This is a genomic window from Candidatus Frankia alpina, from assembly GCF_902806485.1.
Taxonomy (GTDB): Bacteria; Actinomycetota; Actinomycetes; order Frankiales; family Frankiaceae; genus Frankia; species Frankia alpina.
Map to the genome: position 1 here is coordinate 27,245 of NZ_CADCWT010000015.1, position 16,419 is coordinate 43,663.

Here is a 16,419-nt window from a genome sequence, read left to right on the forward strand (position 1 = left end):
CACAAGGGTCTGTGGATAACTTTTTGGTGGGGGTGCTCGTCGAACCGTAGGGTCGGACCCTTCAGACTGGGTCCGCCGGACTCGCCTGGCCAGCTTGGAGGGCCGTTCATCAGGTGCACGGGCCGTGTTCCGTCCGCGGCTGGTCGGCGGGTGGGCGCCGCGGCGTGGCCGGATCGCCGGGCAGGGACGCCGGTGGGCAGGCAGTCCGCGCTCGGTCGGCCGATGGTCGGAGGGTCGGCGGACCGGGTGCGGCGTGACGGGGGTCGACGGGTGGCCGAGATCTGTCCGGCACGGCGACGGGGTCTGTTGACCGCAGCTCTGGCATGTACGAACATGTGTTCGAATCTGGATTTGCGGGAGAGCGGGGAGGGCGCGTTGTGAGCGTCACTGAGATCTCGCGCGGCGGCGCCGGCGGAGGCGCGGAGTTCGAGCGGGTCCCGCCGCACGACCTCCCCGCCGAGCAGAGCGTGCTCGGCGGCATGCTGCTGTCGAAGGACGCCATCGCCGACGTCGTCGAGGTCCTGCGGACGGCGGACTTCTACCGCCCGGCCCACGGGCTCGTCTACGAGGTCATCGGCGACCTGTACGGCCGCGGCGAGCCCGCCGACGTCATCAGCGTCGCGGCCGAGCTGAGCCGCCGCGACATGCTGGAACGGGTCGGTGGCCCGGGCTACATGCACACCCTGATCTCGAGCGTGCCCACCGCGGCGAACGCCGGGTACTACGCACGCATCGTCGCCGAGAAGGCGGTTCTGCGTCGCCTCGCCGAGGCCGGCACCCGCATCGTCCAGCTCGCCTTCGGTGCTGCCCCCGATGTCAGCGATGTAGTGGACCGCGCACAGGCCGCCGTGTACGAGGTGACCGAGCGGCGATCGAACGACGACTATCTGCCACTGGGAGAGCTGCTCAACCCGGCCCTGGAGGAGATCGAGTCGATCCAGGGGCGCGGGGAGGGCGCACTGACCGGCGTGCCGACCGGCTTTGTCGACCTCGACGAGCTGACCAACGGCCTGCACGGCGGCCAGCTGTGGATCGTCGCGGCTCGGCCCGCCGTCGGTAAGGCGCTGGCCCTCGACACGGCGCTGCCCACGCCGGCCGGCTGGACCACGATGGGCCGTGTCCGCGTCGGCGACATGCTCATCGGTGCCGACGGGCGGCCGACGCGAGTCGTCGCCGTCACCGATGTCATGCACGGCCGGCCGTGTTACGAGATCGAGTTTTCCGACGGATCCGTGATCATGGCAGACGGTCAGCATCAGTGGATCACGGAGACCTTCGCGGAGCGTGGTCGAGGTGTCGCGGTTCGTTCGGGTTCCCGCACTGCCGTGTGCGCCAGGCCGGTTACCACGGAGGAGATCGCCCGGACCCTGCACGATCGCTCTGCCGGTCGTGGCTGCAACCATGCCGTGCGCAACGCGGGTCCATTCCAGCTGCCGGCGGCCGAGCTGCCGGTCGACCCCTACGCGCTCGGCGCCTGGCTCGGTGCCGAAACGTCAGCATGCGCAAGCCCGGCCGCGGCCGGTCCAGAGATTCCCGCGGAGATCCGGCGTCGAGGCGACGACGTGGTGGGCCGCGTCGGCGCGAGGTATCGCTTTCGACAAGGGCTGCCGCGGCCCGTGGCGACCGAGCAGGCCTGCATGGCATGTGGGCGGCCGTTCGCCAACTCGATGCCCGGAGTCCGCACCTGTGGCCGGTCCTGCGGGGGCAAGTCGCGTTTGCTCGCGGAGCCGTCCGCCTCGCCATGCACCCTCGGCGGGCCAGGCGACAAGCACATCCCGGCACGCTATCTGCGGGCAAGTGAGCAGCAGCGCCGTGACCTCCTGGCAGGCCTGCTGGACACCGGCGGCACCGTGGCGAACAACGGGTCAACCGTCCAGTTCGCCGCCGCCGGCTCGAGGCTGGTCCGAGACGTGCGTGAGCTCATTCTTTCGCTGGGCTACCAGGCGACCGTCACGACGATGCGGGTGCAGGGGAGTTCGGCCGAAACGTCGACCTGCATCGCGGTGGACTTCACTCCCCAGGAGCAGGTTTTCCGGCTCGCGCGCAAGGCTGCCCGACTACGGCTGACCGGGCCCCCCACGGCGGCGGTGCGGTACATCACCGATGTCCGATCGATCGCGTCGGTCCCGGTGCGGTGCGTGGAGGTCGACAGCCCCGATCATCTCTACCTCGCGGGCGAGACCTGCATCCCGACTCACAACTCGACGCTGGGGCTGGACTTTGCCCGGGCGGCGTCCATCAAGAACGGGTTGGCATCGGTCATCTTCTCACTGGAAATGAGCCGCATGGAGATCACCATGCGGCTGCTGTCGGCCGAGGCGCGGGTGTCGCTGCAGAATATCCGCACCGGCCGGCTCACCGACGACGACTGGGCCAGGTTGGCTCGTCGGATGGGCGAGGTGGCCGAGGCGCCGCTGTTCATCGACGACAGCCCGCACCTGACGATGATGGAGATCCGAGCCAAGGCCCGCCGACTCAAGCAGCGTAACGACCTGCGCCTGGTCATCCTCGACTACCTGCAGCTGATGTCGTCGCCGAAGAAGGTGGAGAGCCGCCAGCAGGAGGTCAGCGAGATCTCGCGGTCACTGAAGCTGCTGGCCAAGGAGCTCGACGTGCCCGTCGTCGCGATCTCCCAGCTCAACCGCGCCTCCGAGCAACGGGCCGACAAGCGCCCCCAGGTCTCCGATCTGCGTGAGTCCGGCAGCCTCGAACAGGACGCCGACGCGGTCATCCTGCTCTACCGGGAGGACACGGTCGAGAAGGAGTCGGCGCGCGCAGGGGAGGCGGATCTCATCATCGCCAAGCACCGCAACGGGCCGACCGGCACCGTGACCGTCGCCTTCCAGGGGCACTACTCGCGATTCGTCGACATGGCGAACTGACCCGTCCGGGCCCGGTTCTGGGCACTGGGTCCGACCGGTGCCCACCTGCACCGGTCGGCGGACCACTGTTCCCGGGCGGTGACACACTGGGCACTATGACCACCGGGATGATGCGGACCGCGGGGAAGATGCGGACCATGGGCTGCGTACAGCATGGCGAGGAGACGTCCGGTGAGTGACGACGGGAACGGCGGGCTCGCGGGGCCGGGTGTCCTGGAGATCGCCCAGTTCGACGTCCAGCCTGGCGCCGAGGAGAAGTTCGTGGCCGCCTACCAGGAGGTGCGCCAGGAGCTGGTCGGCACGCCCGGCTTCCGGTCCGCGCGGCTGACCCGGGGCATCGAGTCGCCGTCGAACTTCGTGCTGCTCGTCGAGTGGGCGACGCTGGACAGCCACCTGAAGAACTTCCGGGAGTCCGACCGTTTCGTCCGCTGGCGTGCGGCGCTCGGACCGTACTTCGTCAGCCCACCGTCCGTAGCCCACGGCGTGGACGTCCCGGCCGGTCCCGATCAGGTCTGACCTACCCCGCGATCGCTTGGACCCCTGACCATGGAAGCGTTCTTCGGCTATCTGTTCGTCGCGCCGCTGACGGCCGGCTTCTTCGGCTTCCTCATCTGGCTGATACCGGCGATCCTGCTCCGCGAGCGGATCGGCACGATCCAGGTCCGACCGTTCGCGTTCTTCGTCACCGGCTACGTCTTCACGATCGTGCTAACCCTCTACCTGCTCATCGCTCGATCCTGGGTGGGGCCGATCGCCGGCACCGTCGTCTCACTGGGACTCGTCTGGCTGATCCGGGACCAGTGGCTGCGGCGTAAGCCCCCGGCCAGCCGGAAGGTAGCTCGCCGCGGCGGGCCACCGCAGCCCGGACAGCCGGGATCCGCCGGTCCGCAGCAGGTGGGATACCCCGGTCAGCCGATCGGCCAACCCGGCTATGCCGGCTATCCCGGCCAGCCCGGCTACTCGGGTCAGCCTGGCTACCCCGGCGTCCCGGGCTATCCGGCACAGCCGGTGCACCCTGGCCATCCAGCTCAACCTCCTCAACCAGGTCAGCCCGGTTACCAGGGTCCCCGGCCCGCTGCCCAGCCGGGAGGCGCGCCGCCCGGGTGGCCGGGCGTGCCGGCGGCAGGCGGCCGCGGCGGAACTCCTCCCGCGAAGCCCGGGGCCCGCCCGCCGAGAGACGAGGACGGTCCGCCCATCCTCGGCTTCCCGCCGATTCCGGACTACCCGCCGCTGGGCGGGTCTGCGCCGGGCGCCGACCTACCCCCCATCCCGGACTTTCCCCCGATCCCCGATTTTCCGCCGATCCCGCCTATCCCGGACTACCCGCCGGACTTCGACGAGCAGGCGGGTCTCGCGCCCGGTGGGGGCGGCGAGCACGATCCCGCCGATACCGATCGCACGACCGGTCCGGCAGGTCCGACCGGTCCGATCCCTCCGGCAGGTCCGAGCGAACCGAACGGTGGGTCGGCAACCGGCGCTGGTGCACCGCCCGACCCGGCGGGTGGCCGGAGCGGCGGGCGGCGGATCGCCGGCTACCCCTGGGCGGTCCCGCCGCCGGGGCGACGTCCGGGTGACTCCCCACGGCCACCGCGAACCGCACCCGGCGAGCCCGACCCGGACTCCTGACCGACCTGGGCGTCCGACCGACCCGGGCGTCCGACCGACCGGTGAGGGTCGTCGCGCAGGGCAGTGCCCGTGATGTGGCGTACCGTCGTGGCATCGCCAGTCCGCTGCCGGTGGTCCCCGTCGGGGCGTAGCCGACGTGACGTCCGAGGTCGAGATGCCCGCACTCCGCTCCCGAACCACCACGCATGGCCGAAACATGGCCGGGGCCCGCGCCCTGTGGCGCGCGACCGGCATGACCGATGACGACTTTGGCAAGCCGATCATCGCCATTGCGAACAGCTTCACCCAGTTCGTGCCGGGCCACGTGCATCTGCGTAACCTCGGCGCCCTGGTCGCGGAGGCGGTTGCGGAGTCCGGAGGAGTGGGCCGGGAGTTCAACACGATCGCGGTCGACGACGGCATCGCGATGGGGCACGGCGGGATGTTGTACTCGTTGCCGTCGCGGGAGATCATCGCCGACAGCGTCGAGTACATGGTCAACGCGCACTGCGCCGACGCACTGGTCTGCATCTCCAACTGTGACAAGATCACCCCCGGCATGCTGCTTGCGGTGCTGCGGCTCAACATCCCGACCGTGTTCGTCTCCGGCGGGGCGATGGAGTCCGGAAACGCGGTGATCTCCGGCGGCACGGCCCGGTCCAAGCTCGACCTCATCACGGCGATGTCCGCGGCGGTGAACCCCGAGGTCTCCGACGGTGACCTGTCGACGATCGAGCGGTCGGCCTGCCCCACCTGTGGCTCCTGTTCCGGCATGTTCACCGCGAACTCGATGAACTGTCTGACCGAGGCGATGGGGCTGTCCCTGCCCGGCAACGGTTCGACGCTGGCCACCGCCGCCGCCCGCCGCGAGCTGTTCGTCGAGGCCGGCCGGCTCGTCGTCGACCTGGCCCGGCGCTACTACGAGAAGGACGACGCCGCCGTCCTGCCCCGCTCGATCGCGACGGCCGCGGCGTTCCGCAACGCCTTCGCCGTGGACGTGGCGATGGGCGGCTCGACGAACACCGTGCTGCACCTGCTCGCCGCAGCCGTCGAGGCCGGCGTCGACGTGACGCTCGCCGACATCGACCAGATCTCGCGCACCGTGCCCTGCCTGTGCAAGGTCGCGCCCAGCTCCGCCCACTACTACATGGAGGACGTGCACCGGGCCGGCGGGATCCCGGCGATCCTCGGCGAGCTCGACCGGGCCGGCCTGCTCGACCAGGACACCCACTCGGTGTACGCGGCTAGCCTGCGGGAGTTCCTCGACCGCTGGGACATCCGCGGCGCGGACCCCTCGCCGGACGCGGTCGAGCTGTTCCACGCGGCGCCTGGCGGGGTGCGCACGATCGAGCCGTTCAGCACCACCAACCGCTGGGATTCCCTCGACACCGACGCGGAGAACGGCTGCATCCGCTCCGTCGAGCACGCCTACTCCGCCGAGGGCGGCCTCGCCGTGCTGTTCGGTAACCTCGCCACCGACGGCGCGGTCGTCAAGACCGCCGGGGTGGACGAAAGCCAATGGTCCTTCCGCGGCCCGGCGCTCGTCGTCGAAAGCCAGGAGGACGCGGTCGACGCCATCCTGAACAAGCGGGTCCAGCCCGGAGATGTGATCATCGTCCGGTACGAGGGTCCTCGTGGCGGCCCCGGCATGCAGGAGATGCTCTACCCGACCGCCTTCCTCAAGGGGCGTGGTCTCGGGCCCAAGTGCGCGCTGATCACCGATGGCCGGTTCTCCGGTGGGAGCTCGGGCCTGTCGATCGGCCATGTCTCGCCGGAGGCCGCGCACGGCGGCACGATCGCCCTCGTCCGTGACGGCGACATTATCGACATCGACATTCCGACGCGCCGGCTGGAACTGCTCGTCTCCGAGGAGGAGCTGGCGCGGCGGCGAACCGAGCTGGAGGCGGCCGGCGGCTACCGGCCGGCGGACCGGGAACGCCCCGTCTCGGCGGCGCTGCGCGCCTACGCGGCGATGGCGACCTCGGCGTCGACCGGGGCTGCCCGAGACGTCGGCCTTCTCGGCGGCTGACGTCGGAGGCGGCCGTCGGCCCGCCCGTGGGCGTGCCCGTAGGCGGTCGGCCAGGGCTCAGATCGGGGCCGCCGTGGGCGCGGTCGAGGGCGTCGCGAGGGTCACGGCGAAGTCGCTCTCGGGGTCGGTCCACTGCTGGGCCACCGCCCAGCCGGCGTCCGCCAGCTCCGCGGTGATCCCGCCCCGGGTGAACTTCGCGCTGATCTCGGTCAGCAGGTCATCCCCGCGCTGGAAATCGACGGCCAGCGCCAGGGAATCGATGGTCACCCGCTGGTCGCGGACCGCGCGCAGCCGCATCTCGATCCAGGAGTCCGCCGCGTTCCACTGGGCGACGTGCGCGAAGCCGCGGATGTTGAAGTCCGCGCCCAGCTCCCGGTTGATCACGGTCAGTATGTTGCGGTTGAACGCGGCGGTCACCCCGGCCCCGTCGTCGTAGGCGGCGACCAGCCGGTCCGGGTCCTTGACCAGATCCGTGCCGAGCAGCAGGGCGTCGGTGGAACCGCACTGCTCGCGCAGCGCGCGCAGGAACTCGCCGCGCTTCGCGGGTCGCATGTTGCCGATCGTGCCGCCGAGAAAGGCGATCAGACGCCGACCACCGCTGGGCAGGTGCGACAGGTGCTGCTCGAAGTCGCCGACGACAGCATGCACGGCCAGGTTCGGATAGGCGGCGATGAGGCTGCGACCAGCCTGCGCCAGAGTGGACTCGTCGACGTCGAACGCGACGAACGTGCGCAGTCCGCCGGCGGCGCGCAGGGCGTCGAGCAGCAACCGGGTCTTCTCGGACGTGCCCGAGCCCAGTTCGACGAGGGTGTCGGCCGGGCAAGCGGCCGCGATATCGCTCGCGTGGTCGTCGAGGATTGCCCGTTCACGTCGGGTGGAGTAGTACTCCGGCAGTCTGGTGATCTCGTCGAACAGCATGCCGCCGGTGGCGTCGTAGAACCACTTCGGCGGTAGTTCCCGGGGGTTCGCGGCGAGCCCGCTGAGCACGTCGCGGGCCAGATTGACGGCGCGATCCGACGCGTGCACGTGCCGGTCCAGGGTCAGTCCCACAAACGTCGTCGCCTCAGCGACCGTGCCGGTCCCGTCGGTGCTGACCGTGCCGTCGGTGCTATCCGCGTCGTCCGTGTCGGCGGTGTCTGGGGCACCCGCGGGGGTGGTGACCGGAGTCCTCGGTGTCATCGTGGCGCCCTCCATCGATGTGGTGCAACCCACAGTAATCGATCTAGGAGATCAAACTACGAAGAGTGACTTTGTGTGTGTCGACCACTAGGAGATGATGGTCCGGAACGTCGATCCAGTCGGATTCATCATCGTCCGGCTCACTCGCGACGAGTACGCCGTCCGGTTCCACTCGGTAGGACAAGCTGTCGCGCCAGGTGGTCGCCACGAGCTGGGTACCGTCTGTCACCAGCAGGTTCAGCCGGGCCGCGTCGTCGCCGATCGCCGCCGGTTCCAGCGGTTCTGGTGGCGGCTCGGACGCCCAGTCACCGGCCCACGGCACGATGCCACCCGCCCGCCGGTCCGCCATCCTCGCGCCACTCAGCGACAGTACGACCTCGGCAACGGCGTCGGCCAGGGGCAGCTGGGCGGCCCGCTCCCAGACCAGCACGGCCAGCAGAGCCGAGTCGCAGGCGGAGTCGGGCGGGGGAGCGTCGAGCCGCTCGCCCAGCAGCGCCCGCACGGCCGCGGGGTCGACGCGCCCGTTGTGGCTGAGCAGCCGGTTTCCGTCGGTGAACGGAGCCGTCGAGGATTCCTCCACCGGCATGCCCATGCTGGCGCTGCGCACCGCGGCCAGCACGCAGCCGGACGCGAGTGCGCCGGCCATCGACGCGTAGGAGGCGTCCGTCCACATCGGCACCGCGCGACGCAACCGGGCGGGCTGTGGGCGCAGCGCCGGGGCGTACCAGCCGACCCCGAAGCCGTCGGCGTTGATCGTGCCGTGCCGCATCCGGCGCGGCGCCCAGGACTGGCGCAGCAGGCTGTACGGTGCGTCCATGGTCAGCCGGGCCAGGGTGCGCGGCGCGCCGAGCCAGGCGAGATGGCGGCACATCGGCTCAGCCGCCGTCGCGGGTCAGCCGGAAGCCCGCGAAGATCTGACGGCGAATCGGGTAGTCCCAGTTGCGGAAGGTGGTGCGCGTGGCTGACCGATCCGTCGCCCAACTGCCGCCGCGCAGGACCCGGAACGCCGGATCCGCCCCCGGCCTCGGGAAGAAGACCTCGCTGTACTCGCGGTATGGATGGGACCGGAAACCCGGGTACGGAGTGAAACCACTCGCGGTCCATTCCCATACGTCCCCGATCATCTGCTCGGCCCCACAGGGACTCGCGCCCGCGGGATAGGCCCCCAGCGGGGCCGGGCCATCCGTGCGATGGCCCAGGTTGGCATGCTCCGGCATCGGATCGGTATCCCCCCACGGATAGCGCCGTGAACGTCCGGTGGCCGGGTCGTGAGCGGCGGCCTTCTCCCACTCCGCCTCGGTGGGCAGCCGGCGGCCGGCCCAGCGGGCGTGTGCCTCGGCCTCGTACCAGCAGACGTGCTGGACCGGCTCGTCGAGCGGCACCGGCTCGAGCCGGCCGAAGCGCCGACGCAGCCACTGCTCGCCGTCGCGCGACCAGAACGCCGGCGCGGTCAGGTTCTCCTGCCGGCGCCACTGCCAGCCCGCGGCCGACCACAGGCGCTCGTCGTCGTAGCCGCCGGCGTCGATGAAGGCGATGTGCGCCCGGTTGGACACCGGCAGGGTGTCGATCCAGAACGCGGGCAGGTCCACCCGGTGCGCGGGCCGCTCGTTGTCGTAGGCCCAGGGCTCGGTGCTCGTGCCCAGCGTGCACGGCCCGGCCGGCACCAGCACCTCGGCGCGCGGCACGGGCCGTCCGGGCGGCGGCGCCTGCCCCGGGGCGAGTAGCGGCGGTCCGGCGCGCAGCTGATGGGTGGCGAGCATCGTCTCGTCGTGCTGGTGCTCGTGCTGGATGACCATGCCGTAGACGAAGCCGCCGGCAAGCAGTTCCTCGGCGTCGGCGGACAGCGGCGCGAGCCGGTCGAGGGTGTCGAGAGTTCGGCCGCGGACCTCGCGCAGGTAGGCGCGGGCCTCGGCCGGGTCGAGCAGCGTGAGGCGGATTCGGCTGGCCCGGCTGTGCCGGAAGGCGTCGTAGATGTCGTCGAGGCCCGGCCGGGTCTCGACGGCGTCGCCGAGCGTGCGCACCAGCCAGAGATCCTCGTAGTTGCCGATGTGGGCGAGATCCCAGACCAGCGGCGACATCAGCGGCGAGTGCTGGCGGAGGAGCTCGTCGGCGTCGATGTCGGTGTAGGCCAACGAGCGCGTCCGCGCGCGGTCGAGCGCGCTGGCCACAGCCTGCGCGGTGACCGGGTCCTGGGTCAGGCGACCGAAACGCACAGTTGTGCCTCCTCGCGCAGCAGGCCGGTCGGGCCGATCAGGGCGAACCGCTCGGACAGTTCGTCGGCCGGGCACCGGCCTCGTTGCGGATAACGTTCGGCGAACATGTCGACCGCCTCGGCGAGGTCGACGCAGCCGGCGCGGCGCAGCGCGGCGGCGGCGAGCTCCAGGCAGCGCACCGCGGCCAGCCGCAGCGGCTCGTCGGCCATGCCCAGCATCGCCGCCGTCGGCCAGCGCCGCGCCACCGGTGCGCACGCCTCGGCCGCCCCCCGGGCGGCGATCGGATCGTCGAGCAGGGCGGCCGCCACCGCCACCGCCACCCGCCAGCCGTCCCCGGGCTGGGCGTCGAGGTAGCGCAGCTCCCACCAGCCCCGCGGGCGGACGGGCGGGAACACCGTCGTCGCGTGATACGACAGATCGTCGAGGGTCGGGGCCCGCTCGACCGGGCCCCGCCCGGCGACCCAGTCCCCGAACGTGTGCCCGCCGGTCACCGGGACGAAGTGGCGGTCCTCGCCGGGCCCGAGGTCCCTCACCGGGTCGGCGATCATCATCAGCTTCGCGTCCAGCAGGTACCTCACCCAACGCTCGACGAGATCGCCGGGCCGCGCCGCCGTTGCGGGTCCCGCGTCGCCGGTTGCCGCCGGCGGCGCGGGCAGGTCCAGCACGGAGCGGGTGCGGCTCGCATCGATACCCGACCAGACCGCCTGGCGGGTCGAGCGCCAGCCGGTACGCCGGCCGGCGAGCGCCGGCGAGGCGGCGAACATCGCGGTCAGCACGGGCCCGATCTCGTGGGTCAGCCGGAACCGCTCGACCGCCTGCGCGGGCGTTGCGCCGAGGTCCAGATTGACCTGGACGGACGCGGTGGAGCACATCATCACCCCGCCGGAGGTCCCCCCACCGGTCCGGAAGTGTTCCTCCATGGCGGCGTACCGGGACGCGGTGGTCTGGCGCACCCCGGCGCGCAGCGGATCCACCCCCATACCGACGACGGCGAGGCCGTCCTCGGCCAGCGCCGCCCGCACCAGGCGCAGGTCCGCGGCGGTGGACTGGACGGCGACCGCCAGCCTGGCCGGCGGGCCCGACAGCTCCAGCTGGCCACCGGGCTCGAAGGTGAGCCGGCTTCCCCCTGGCAGGACCGGCACGGCGGCGCCGGTGCCCAGGCCGACGATCTGGTCGAGCGCCCGGCGGGTCCGTGCGGGCGAGACCGCTCGGTGCACCGCCCGGCTGTCCACGACGAACCACTCCGTCTCGATCCCCACCGACGTCCCGATCCCCACCGACCTCCCGATCCCCACCGGCATCTCGGACGTATCCGCGGGGTTCTCGGCCGGGGTGACGCAGGCGGTGGCGAAGGCCCGCACCGCGTCGAGGCCGATCGGCTGGTCCGGGTGAGCCGACTCCGGGGGACTTGGAGCGGAGGGTTGTCCGATGGGCGACTGTCGGCCTGGCGACGGCGTGGCCGACAAGCGGTGGGGCGATGGCGGCGCATCGTCCCCGGATCCCCGGAGTGTCACGTGACGTGGCATCCTGCGGCTCCTTCTCGGTGCTGCCACCGGTGGGCGCGGCGCCCGGTCGGGGCGTTCCCCGGGGTTCTCCCCTGGACGGCCCGCTCCCTACCCGACCGCTGCCTGTGGTGTCGTCTCGGCCAGTTCGCCGATGAGTGGTATAGATGTGGGTCCAACGTGGCTCTCTCTCGCATATTCCACGTCCTTGACCCTGTCGCTGTTGTGTATTCGATGGAATGGTGACCGGGATGGACCAGAAAGCCGGTAGCGCGCCGTGACGGACTGGCGCCCGATCCGTTCCTGGACCCGGAGACAGCGCCGAGCGCGACGGCGTCATGACGGCGCCGGGAGGTGGTGACCGCGGCCGTGTCCGATCGACAATCGGCAGGACGTTCGGCCATGGCCGAGTACCTGCGGCGCAAACAATTGTATTCCGCCGAACGTGGAGATTACCAAAATCGGGCGTTGGCCGTCGGCGGTGCCCTTGCGGTGGGCACGGCCCTGGCCATCGCCATGCTGTGCGCCTTCGCCGGGCTGCCCGGCGTCGTGACTGCCCAGCTCGCGGTGCTCGCGGCGTTCGCGGTCGGCGTCGTCGGGGCGGTGCGCTTTCTGCGCACCCCGCCGGAGATCGAGGCGTGGCGCGAGGACGCGGAGGCCGAGCGCAGCACCGCCCGCGCGCTCGACCGGCTGGTCCGGGCCGGTTACACCGTCCTGCACGACCGGTCCCTGGCGGACTCGGCCGGCAACATCGACCACCTCGTCATCGGGCCGTCCGGGGCCTGGGTCATCGAGACCGACGCTCATCAGGGGCCCATTCGGCAGAACGCGGCCGGCGTCTGGGCCGGCAAGGTGCCGCTGCGGGCGATGCTCGGCCTGGTGGCGTGGATGGGCGAGGAGGCCACCGCCCAGCTGCTCGGCGAGCTGCCGGACGGCTGGCAGCTGGAGGTTCAACCGGTCGTGGCGTTCGCGCGTGCCGAGGTTCCGGCCGGGCTCGCCCTCGTCGAGGGAGTGCTGCTGCTGCCCGCCGCCGGCGTGGCCGAATACGTGCTGTCCGCCGGGGTGGTGCTGCGGCCCATCGACGTCGCGATGTTGGTCGACGTGGCCGAGCGGGCCTTCCCCGCCTACGAGGTGTCCGGGCCGCCGCCGTCCTGGCCCGCCCGCTCCCGGCTGCGCGGCCTGCTGCGTCGCTGACCCGGTCTGGCGGCGCTGTCCGGTCTGGCGGCGCCGTCCGGTCTCGGGCTCGAGATCCATCGGCGGGTCCCGCCGCGGACAGGCCGGCCATGGTCGGGATACCGTGGAACGACTGAGCCACCCCCGGCCGAGGACGCCGACGAAGGAGTCGACATGGCGCGCAAGATGACCGTGCTGGCGCTGATGGCTGGCGCGGGGGCCGCTTTCTCTGCCGCTCGGCGGCGGTCCCGGGGCAAGGAGGAGATCGACCTCTGGCGGGAGGCGACGTCCACCACCGGGTCCCCGGCCGGCGGGCGCTGACAACCTGCGCGGCTGCGCGCTGAAGTGTTGCGCCCGCAGCGGCGCGTCGGCGTGGAACTCGCCTGACGTCGGGTCCGCGGTCGGGCACCATGGGAGCCATGCTGCCCCGTGAGATCCCGGTTCGCCCGGGTCTCGTGCTGCCATCGGCCGACCTGCGCTGGCGGTATTCGCGTTCATCCGGGCCGGGCGGCCAGTCGGTGAACACCTCTGATTCGCGCGTGGAGCTCTCATTCGATGTCGCCGGTTCACCGGCGCTGTCGCCGCTGATGCGTCAGCGCGCGCTGGCACGTCTGGGCGACCGGCTCACCGACGGTGTGCTTACCATCGCCGCAAGAGAGCAGTGCTCGCAGCTGCGCAACCGGGAGGCCGCGCTCGACCGGCTGGTGGAAGTTCTTCGGGTCGCGACTGCCCCGCCACCGCGATCGCGGCGGCCGACGCGGCCCTCGCGCGGCGCTGTCGAGCGGCGCCTGCAGGCGAAGAAGCAGCGGTCCGCGACGAAACGGCACCGCCGGCCCCCCGAGGACTGAGCCCGTCGCGGGCTGCCAGGCCGGGCACACGGTCAGCGACCCGGTACGTCCCACTAGAGTTCGACGATGCCGACGTCGGCGACGAGCATGCCGAGCAGGCCCGCGGGCGCGGCAAGGTGCAGCTTGATGCGGGTCGCGGGGGCCAGATCCTCGACCACGCGCAGCGGGACGTGCACGGAGCCGCGGGCGCCGATCGGGAAGAAGCGCATCGGCGCCCCGTCGCGCTGCAGGATCAGGCAGATCAACTCGTCGGTCGAGTTGCCGCCGCGAAAGTACAGCGGCTGGGCGGTGACGCCGGCCGGGACCACGTAGCTGAACGCCGGGCTGAGCGGGAACGGCGCGTCCAGGCCCTTGCCCTCGAACGGGACGATTCCCTGCAGGAAGCGAGGCGTGGTGAACATCCGCTCCTCCGCCCGTCGGGCATCCACGCGCAGGCTGTCGGCGCATCTGGTGTCCTGCGGATTTTTACTCGACCGAGTTTCTGTCATGTTAAGGCCGCTGCGGACAAGCAGGAGAGGGCACCCAGCCGGGGATCAGGCACGGCGGCGGCGGCGCAGCAGGAGTGCATTGCCGAGCGCGAGCAGCACAGGTCCCCGCCCGCCAGGGCGTCGATGTAGGACTGGTCGTATTCGCCGGGTCGTAGGCGATGCCGGTGAGACCGACGCGGCCGACAGCCGGCACCGCTCAGCTCGCATCCGCCCTCGGCCTCCGTCTGTCGCTCAACCCCGACACCGCAACGACCTGACGGCGTTGTCCAGTCGGGTTCGACCCTCCCAGCAGCGGTGCGCGGCAGCAAGGGATAGGTCGGTAAAAATCCTGTGTCACTACTGATTCAATTGTGATCTTGGTGTGTGGCAGGCCTTTCCTGCGGTGTACGGAACTTCGTCACCGGTATGGCGTTTCGCCTGGCGTACCGCCGCCCGCAGGGGGCACGGTGGGAGTATGGCTGCCCCGCCCTCTCCCCGACCATCCGTCCTCGGCGTGCCCGACGCCGACGCCGACGCATCCGCCGACCGTGAGTCCGCCGCGGCTTTCGGCGGCCCGGACCTTGGTCCCGCGCAGGAAACCGCCCTCGAGCCGTCGGCGTCGCCGGGGGCCTGGTCCGCTGGCGCCGACTACCGGCCCTCGGTGGTGCCGCATGACCGCATGGCCGGCTGCGCCGCCGCCCATCGGCGGCTGCTGGAGCTGGTCGAGCGGGTGGACGACGGCGTGCTGCGCCGCCCGTCCGGCCTGCCCGGGTGGACGGTCGCCCACCTGTTCACCCACTTGGCCCGCAATGCCGAGGGCCACAGCGGGATGGTCGAGGCCGCAAGCGGCGGCGACGTCCGCGACCAGTACCCGGGCGGCCAGGACCAGCGCGACCGCGACATCGCCGCCGGCCGTGACCTGGCCGCCGCCACCGTGCGGGCCGAGGTCGCCGCCGCCGTCGCCCGGCTGGAGCGGGCCTGGGACGCCGTGCACGTCGACGTCTGGCGCACTGGCTTCGGCCGGGTCAGCACGTACGGCGTGACGACGCTCGCGGATCTGGTGTTCCTGCGCTGGCGGGAGACCGAGATCCACCTCGTCGATCTCGCCCTCACCGACCTCGGCGGTCCCGGTCTGGCGGACCTGAGCCCCGCCTACGTCGAGGTCGAATGGGCCTGGACCGTGCGCGGCCTGCCGTCGCGGCTGCCGGCGGAGGTCACCGTCCTGCTCGCGCCGGGCGACCGGCCGTCGACCGCGGTGGGGCGGGGGAAGGAGCTGGTCGTCGTCGACGCGCCGACCATCCCCGCGCTGGCCTGGCTGATCGGCCGTGACCCGGGCCGTCCTGACTGGCCCGCGCTCGGCCCCTGGTGGTGACTGGCGCTCCCGCCCACGCCGGTGAATCGGGCAGGCGAGAGAATGCCTGGCGTGTCGGACAACAGGGACAACCGGGGTGAGGTCACACACGGCGGGCAGCGCGACCGCGGGCGCGATCGGATCCGCGAATGATCACGATGGCGCTGTTCAACAACAAGGGCGGCGTCGGTAAGACGACGCTGGCCTATCATCTCGCCCACATGCTCCAGCGGATGGGCCACCGGGTGCTCGCCGTCGACCTCGACCCGCAGGCGAACCTGACCGCGCAGTTCCTCGACGAGGACGAGTTGACCCGGCTGTGGGCGGAGCCGGAGGACACCGCGTCGTCGGCGCCGAAGCCCGTCGAGTTCGACGTGCGCCCCACGCGGGTCTTCCCCGGCACGGGAACGATGGCGACCGCCATCGCGCCGATCATGGAGGGCGTCGGGGACGTCGAGCTGCCCGACCCGGTGATGATCGAGGACGGCCTGTGGCTGCTGCCCGGGGACGTCGAGCTGAGCGTCTTCGAGGATCGGCTGTCCGCCGCCTGGCCGAACAGCTTCCTCGGCAAGGACATCGCCGCGCTGCGGACGACGACGGCGCTGCACCGGGTCATCGACCACGGTGCCCGCACCGTCGGCGCCGAGATCGTCCTCATCGATGTCGGCCCGAATCTCGGCGCGATCAACCGGGCGCCGCTGCTGTCCGCCGACACGGTGCTCATGCCGTTGGCCGCCGACCTGTTCTCGCTGCGCGGCCTGCGCAACCTCGGCCCGACACTGCGGGAGTGGCGTTCGACCTGGCAGGGCACCGTGCTGCCGAAGGTGCCCGACCGGATCCCCGCGCCCCGCGGCCTGATGATGCCGATCGGCTACATCGTCATGCAGCCGCCCGCCCGCGCAGACCGCCCGGCGAAGGCCCACGACCGCTGGCTCGACCGCATCCCCGAGGTCTTCGCGACCTCGGTGCTCACCAGCGGCAACCCCGGCCCGCACGATCGCTCCTTCGAGATCGCGACCCTGCGCCACTACGCCAACCTGATCCCGCTGGCCCACGACGCCCGCAAGCCCATGTTCGAGCTGCGCGCCGGCGACGGAGCCCTCGGCGGCACCCAGACCGCCGTCCGCCGCTGCTACTCCGACTTCCGCGACCTCGCCGTCAAGGTCCGCG

General features: G+C 71.7%; 14 protein-coding genes. 9 read left to right on the top strand and 5 right to left on the bottom strand.

Annotated features, from left to right (window positions below; genetic code table 11):
- The first annotated feature begins 377 nt into the window (after positions 1-377).
- The 4 genes from dnaB (at position 378) to ilvD (ending at position 6,516) form a co-directional block, all read left to right on the top strand.
- A complete protein-coding gene (dnaB, locus tag G6R25_RS03670; RefSeq protein ID WP_473246875.1) occupies positions 378-2,882 on the top strand; it encodes a replicative DNA helicase in 2,505 nt (834 codons plus the stop codon).
- Positions 2,883-3,053: 171 nt separating this feature from the next.
- On the top strand, positions 3,054-3,398 hold the full coding sequence (locus G6R25_RS03675) for an antibiotic biosynthesis monooxygenase family protein (protein WP_163551780.1): 345 nt from the start codon (positions 3,054-3,056) through the stop codon (positions 3,396-3,398).
- A gap of 30 nt (positions 3,399-3,428) precedes the next feature.
- Positions 3,429-4,508 carry a hypothetical protein gene (locus G6R25_RS03680; protein WP_163551782.1) on the top strand — a complete coding sequence of 360 codons (1,080 nt, stop codon included), beginning with the start codon at positions 3,429-3,431 and terminating at the stop codon, positions 4,506-4,508.
- A 154-nt stretch (positions 4,509-4,662) separates the two neighbouring features.
- Positions 4,663-6,516, top strand: a complete 1,854-nt coding sequence (gene ilvD / locus G6R25_RS03685; RefSeq protein ID WP_163551809.1) for a dihydroxy-acid dehydratase — start codon at positions 4,663-4,665, stop codon at positions 6,514-6,516.
- A gap of 57 nt (positions 6,517-6,573) precedes the next feature.
- Here the strand turns inward: ilvD and egtD are convergent, their stop codons facing one another.
- Genes egtD through egtA form a run of 4 tightly spaced genes read right to left on the bottom strand, consistent with a single transcriptional unit; the run spans position 6,574 to position 11,434 of the window.
- Positions 6,574-7,695: an L-histidine N(alpha)-methyltransferase gene (gene egtD, locus G6R25_RS03690; RefSeq protein ID WP_163551784.1), complete on the bottom strand. Its 1,122-nt coding sequence runs from the start codon at positions 7,693-7,695 to the stop codon at positions 6,574-6,576.
- Positions 7,696-7,738: 43 nt separating this feature from the next.
- The gene (locus G6R25_RS03695) at positions 7,739-8,566 is read right to left on the bottom strand and encodes an ergothioneine biosynthesis protein EgtC (RefSeq protein WP_163551786.1); all 828 of its coding nucleotides are present in this window, start codon (positions 8,564-8,566) and stop codon (positions 7,739-7,741) included.
- Positions 8,567-8,570: 4 nt separating this feature from the next.
- A complete protein-coding gene (egtB, locus tag G6R25_RS03700) occupies positions 8,571-9,908 on the bottom strand; it encodes an ergothioneine biosynthesis protein EgtB (protein WP_163551788.1) in 1,338 nt (445 codons plus the stop codon).
- Positions 9,890-11,434: an ergothioneine biosynthesis glutamate--cysteine ligase EgtA gene (gene egtA / locus G6R25_RS03705; protein WP_163551790.1), complete on the bottom strand. Its 1,545-nt coding sequence runs from the start codon at positions 11,432-11,434 to the stop codon at positions 9,890-9,892. The genes egtB and egtA overlap by 19 nt, the downstream gene beginning before the upstream one ends.
- Positions 11,435-11,812: 378 nt before the next feature.
- On the opposite strand from egtA, the gene G6R25_RS03710 reads away from it, so the two are divergent.
- The 3 genes from G6R25_RS03710 (at position 11,813) to arfB (ending at position 13,431) form a co-directional block, all read left to right on the top strand.
- Positions 11,813-12,604 (top strand): nuclease-related domain-containing protein, encoded by a 792-nt coding sequence (locus tag G6R25_RS03710; protein ID WP_163551792.1) that lies wholly within the window; start codon positions 11,813-11,815, stop codon positions 12,602-12,604.
- Between the two features lie 153 nt (positions 12,605-12,757).
- Entirely contained in the window at positions 12,758-12,904 is a 147-nt protein-coding gene (locus G6R25_RS03715) for a DLW-39 family protein (RefSeq protein WP_163551794.1), read from the top strand.
- A 98-nt stretch (positions 12,905-13,002) separates the two neighbouring features.
- Positions 13,003-13,431, top strand: a complete 429-nt coding sequence (gene arfB, locus G6R25_RS03720; RefSeq protein ID WP_163551796.1) for an alternative ribosome rescue aminoacyl-tRNA hydrolase ArfB — start codon at positions 13,003-13,005, stop codon at positions 13,429-13,431.
- A gap of 53 nt (positions 13,432-13,484) precedes the next feature.
- Here arfB and G6R25_RS03725 read toward each other — a convergent pair whose 3' ends face one another.
- Complete coding sequence (locus G6R25_RS03725) at positions 13,485-13,832, bottom strand: molybdopterin oxidoreductase (protein WP_163551798.1); 348 nt, start codon at positions 13,830-13,832, stop codon at positions 13,485-13,487.
- A 541-nt stretch (positions 13,833-14,373) separates the two neighbouring features.
- On the opposite strand from G6R25_RS03725, the gene G6R25_RS03730 reads away from it, so the two are divergent.
- Positions 14,374-15,270, top strand: a complete 897-nt coding sequence (locus G6R25_RS03730; protein WP_163551800.1) for a maleylpyruvate isomerase N-terminal domain-containing protein — start codon at positions 14,374-14,376, stop codon at positions 15,268-15,270.
- Positions 15,271-15,398: 128 nt separating this feature from the next.
- A partial coding sequence (locus tag G6R25_RS03735) for a ParA family protein (RefSeq protein WP_163551802.1) occupies positions 15,399-16,419 on the top strand: 1,021 nt, incomplete at its 3' end.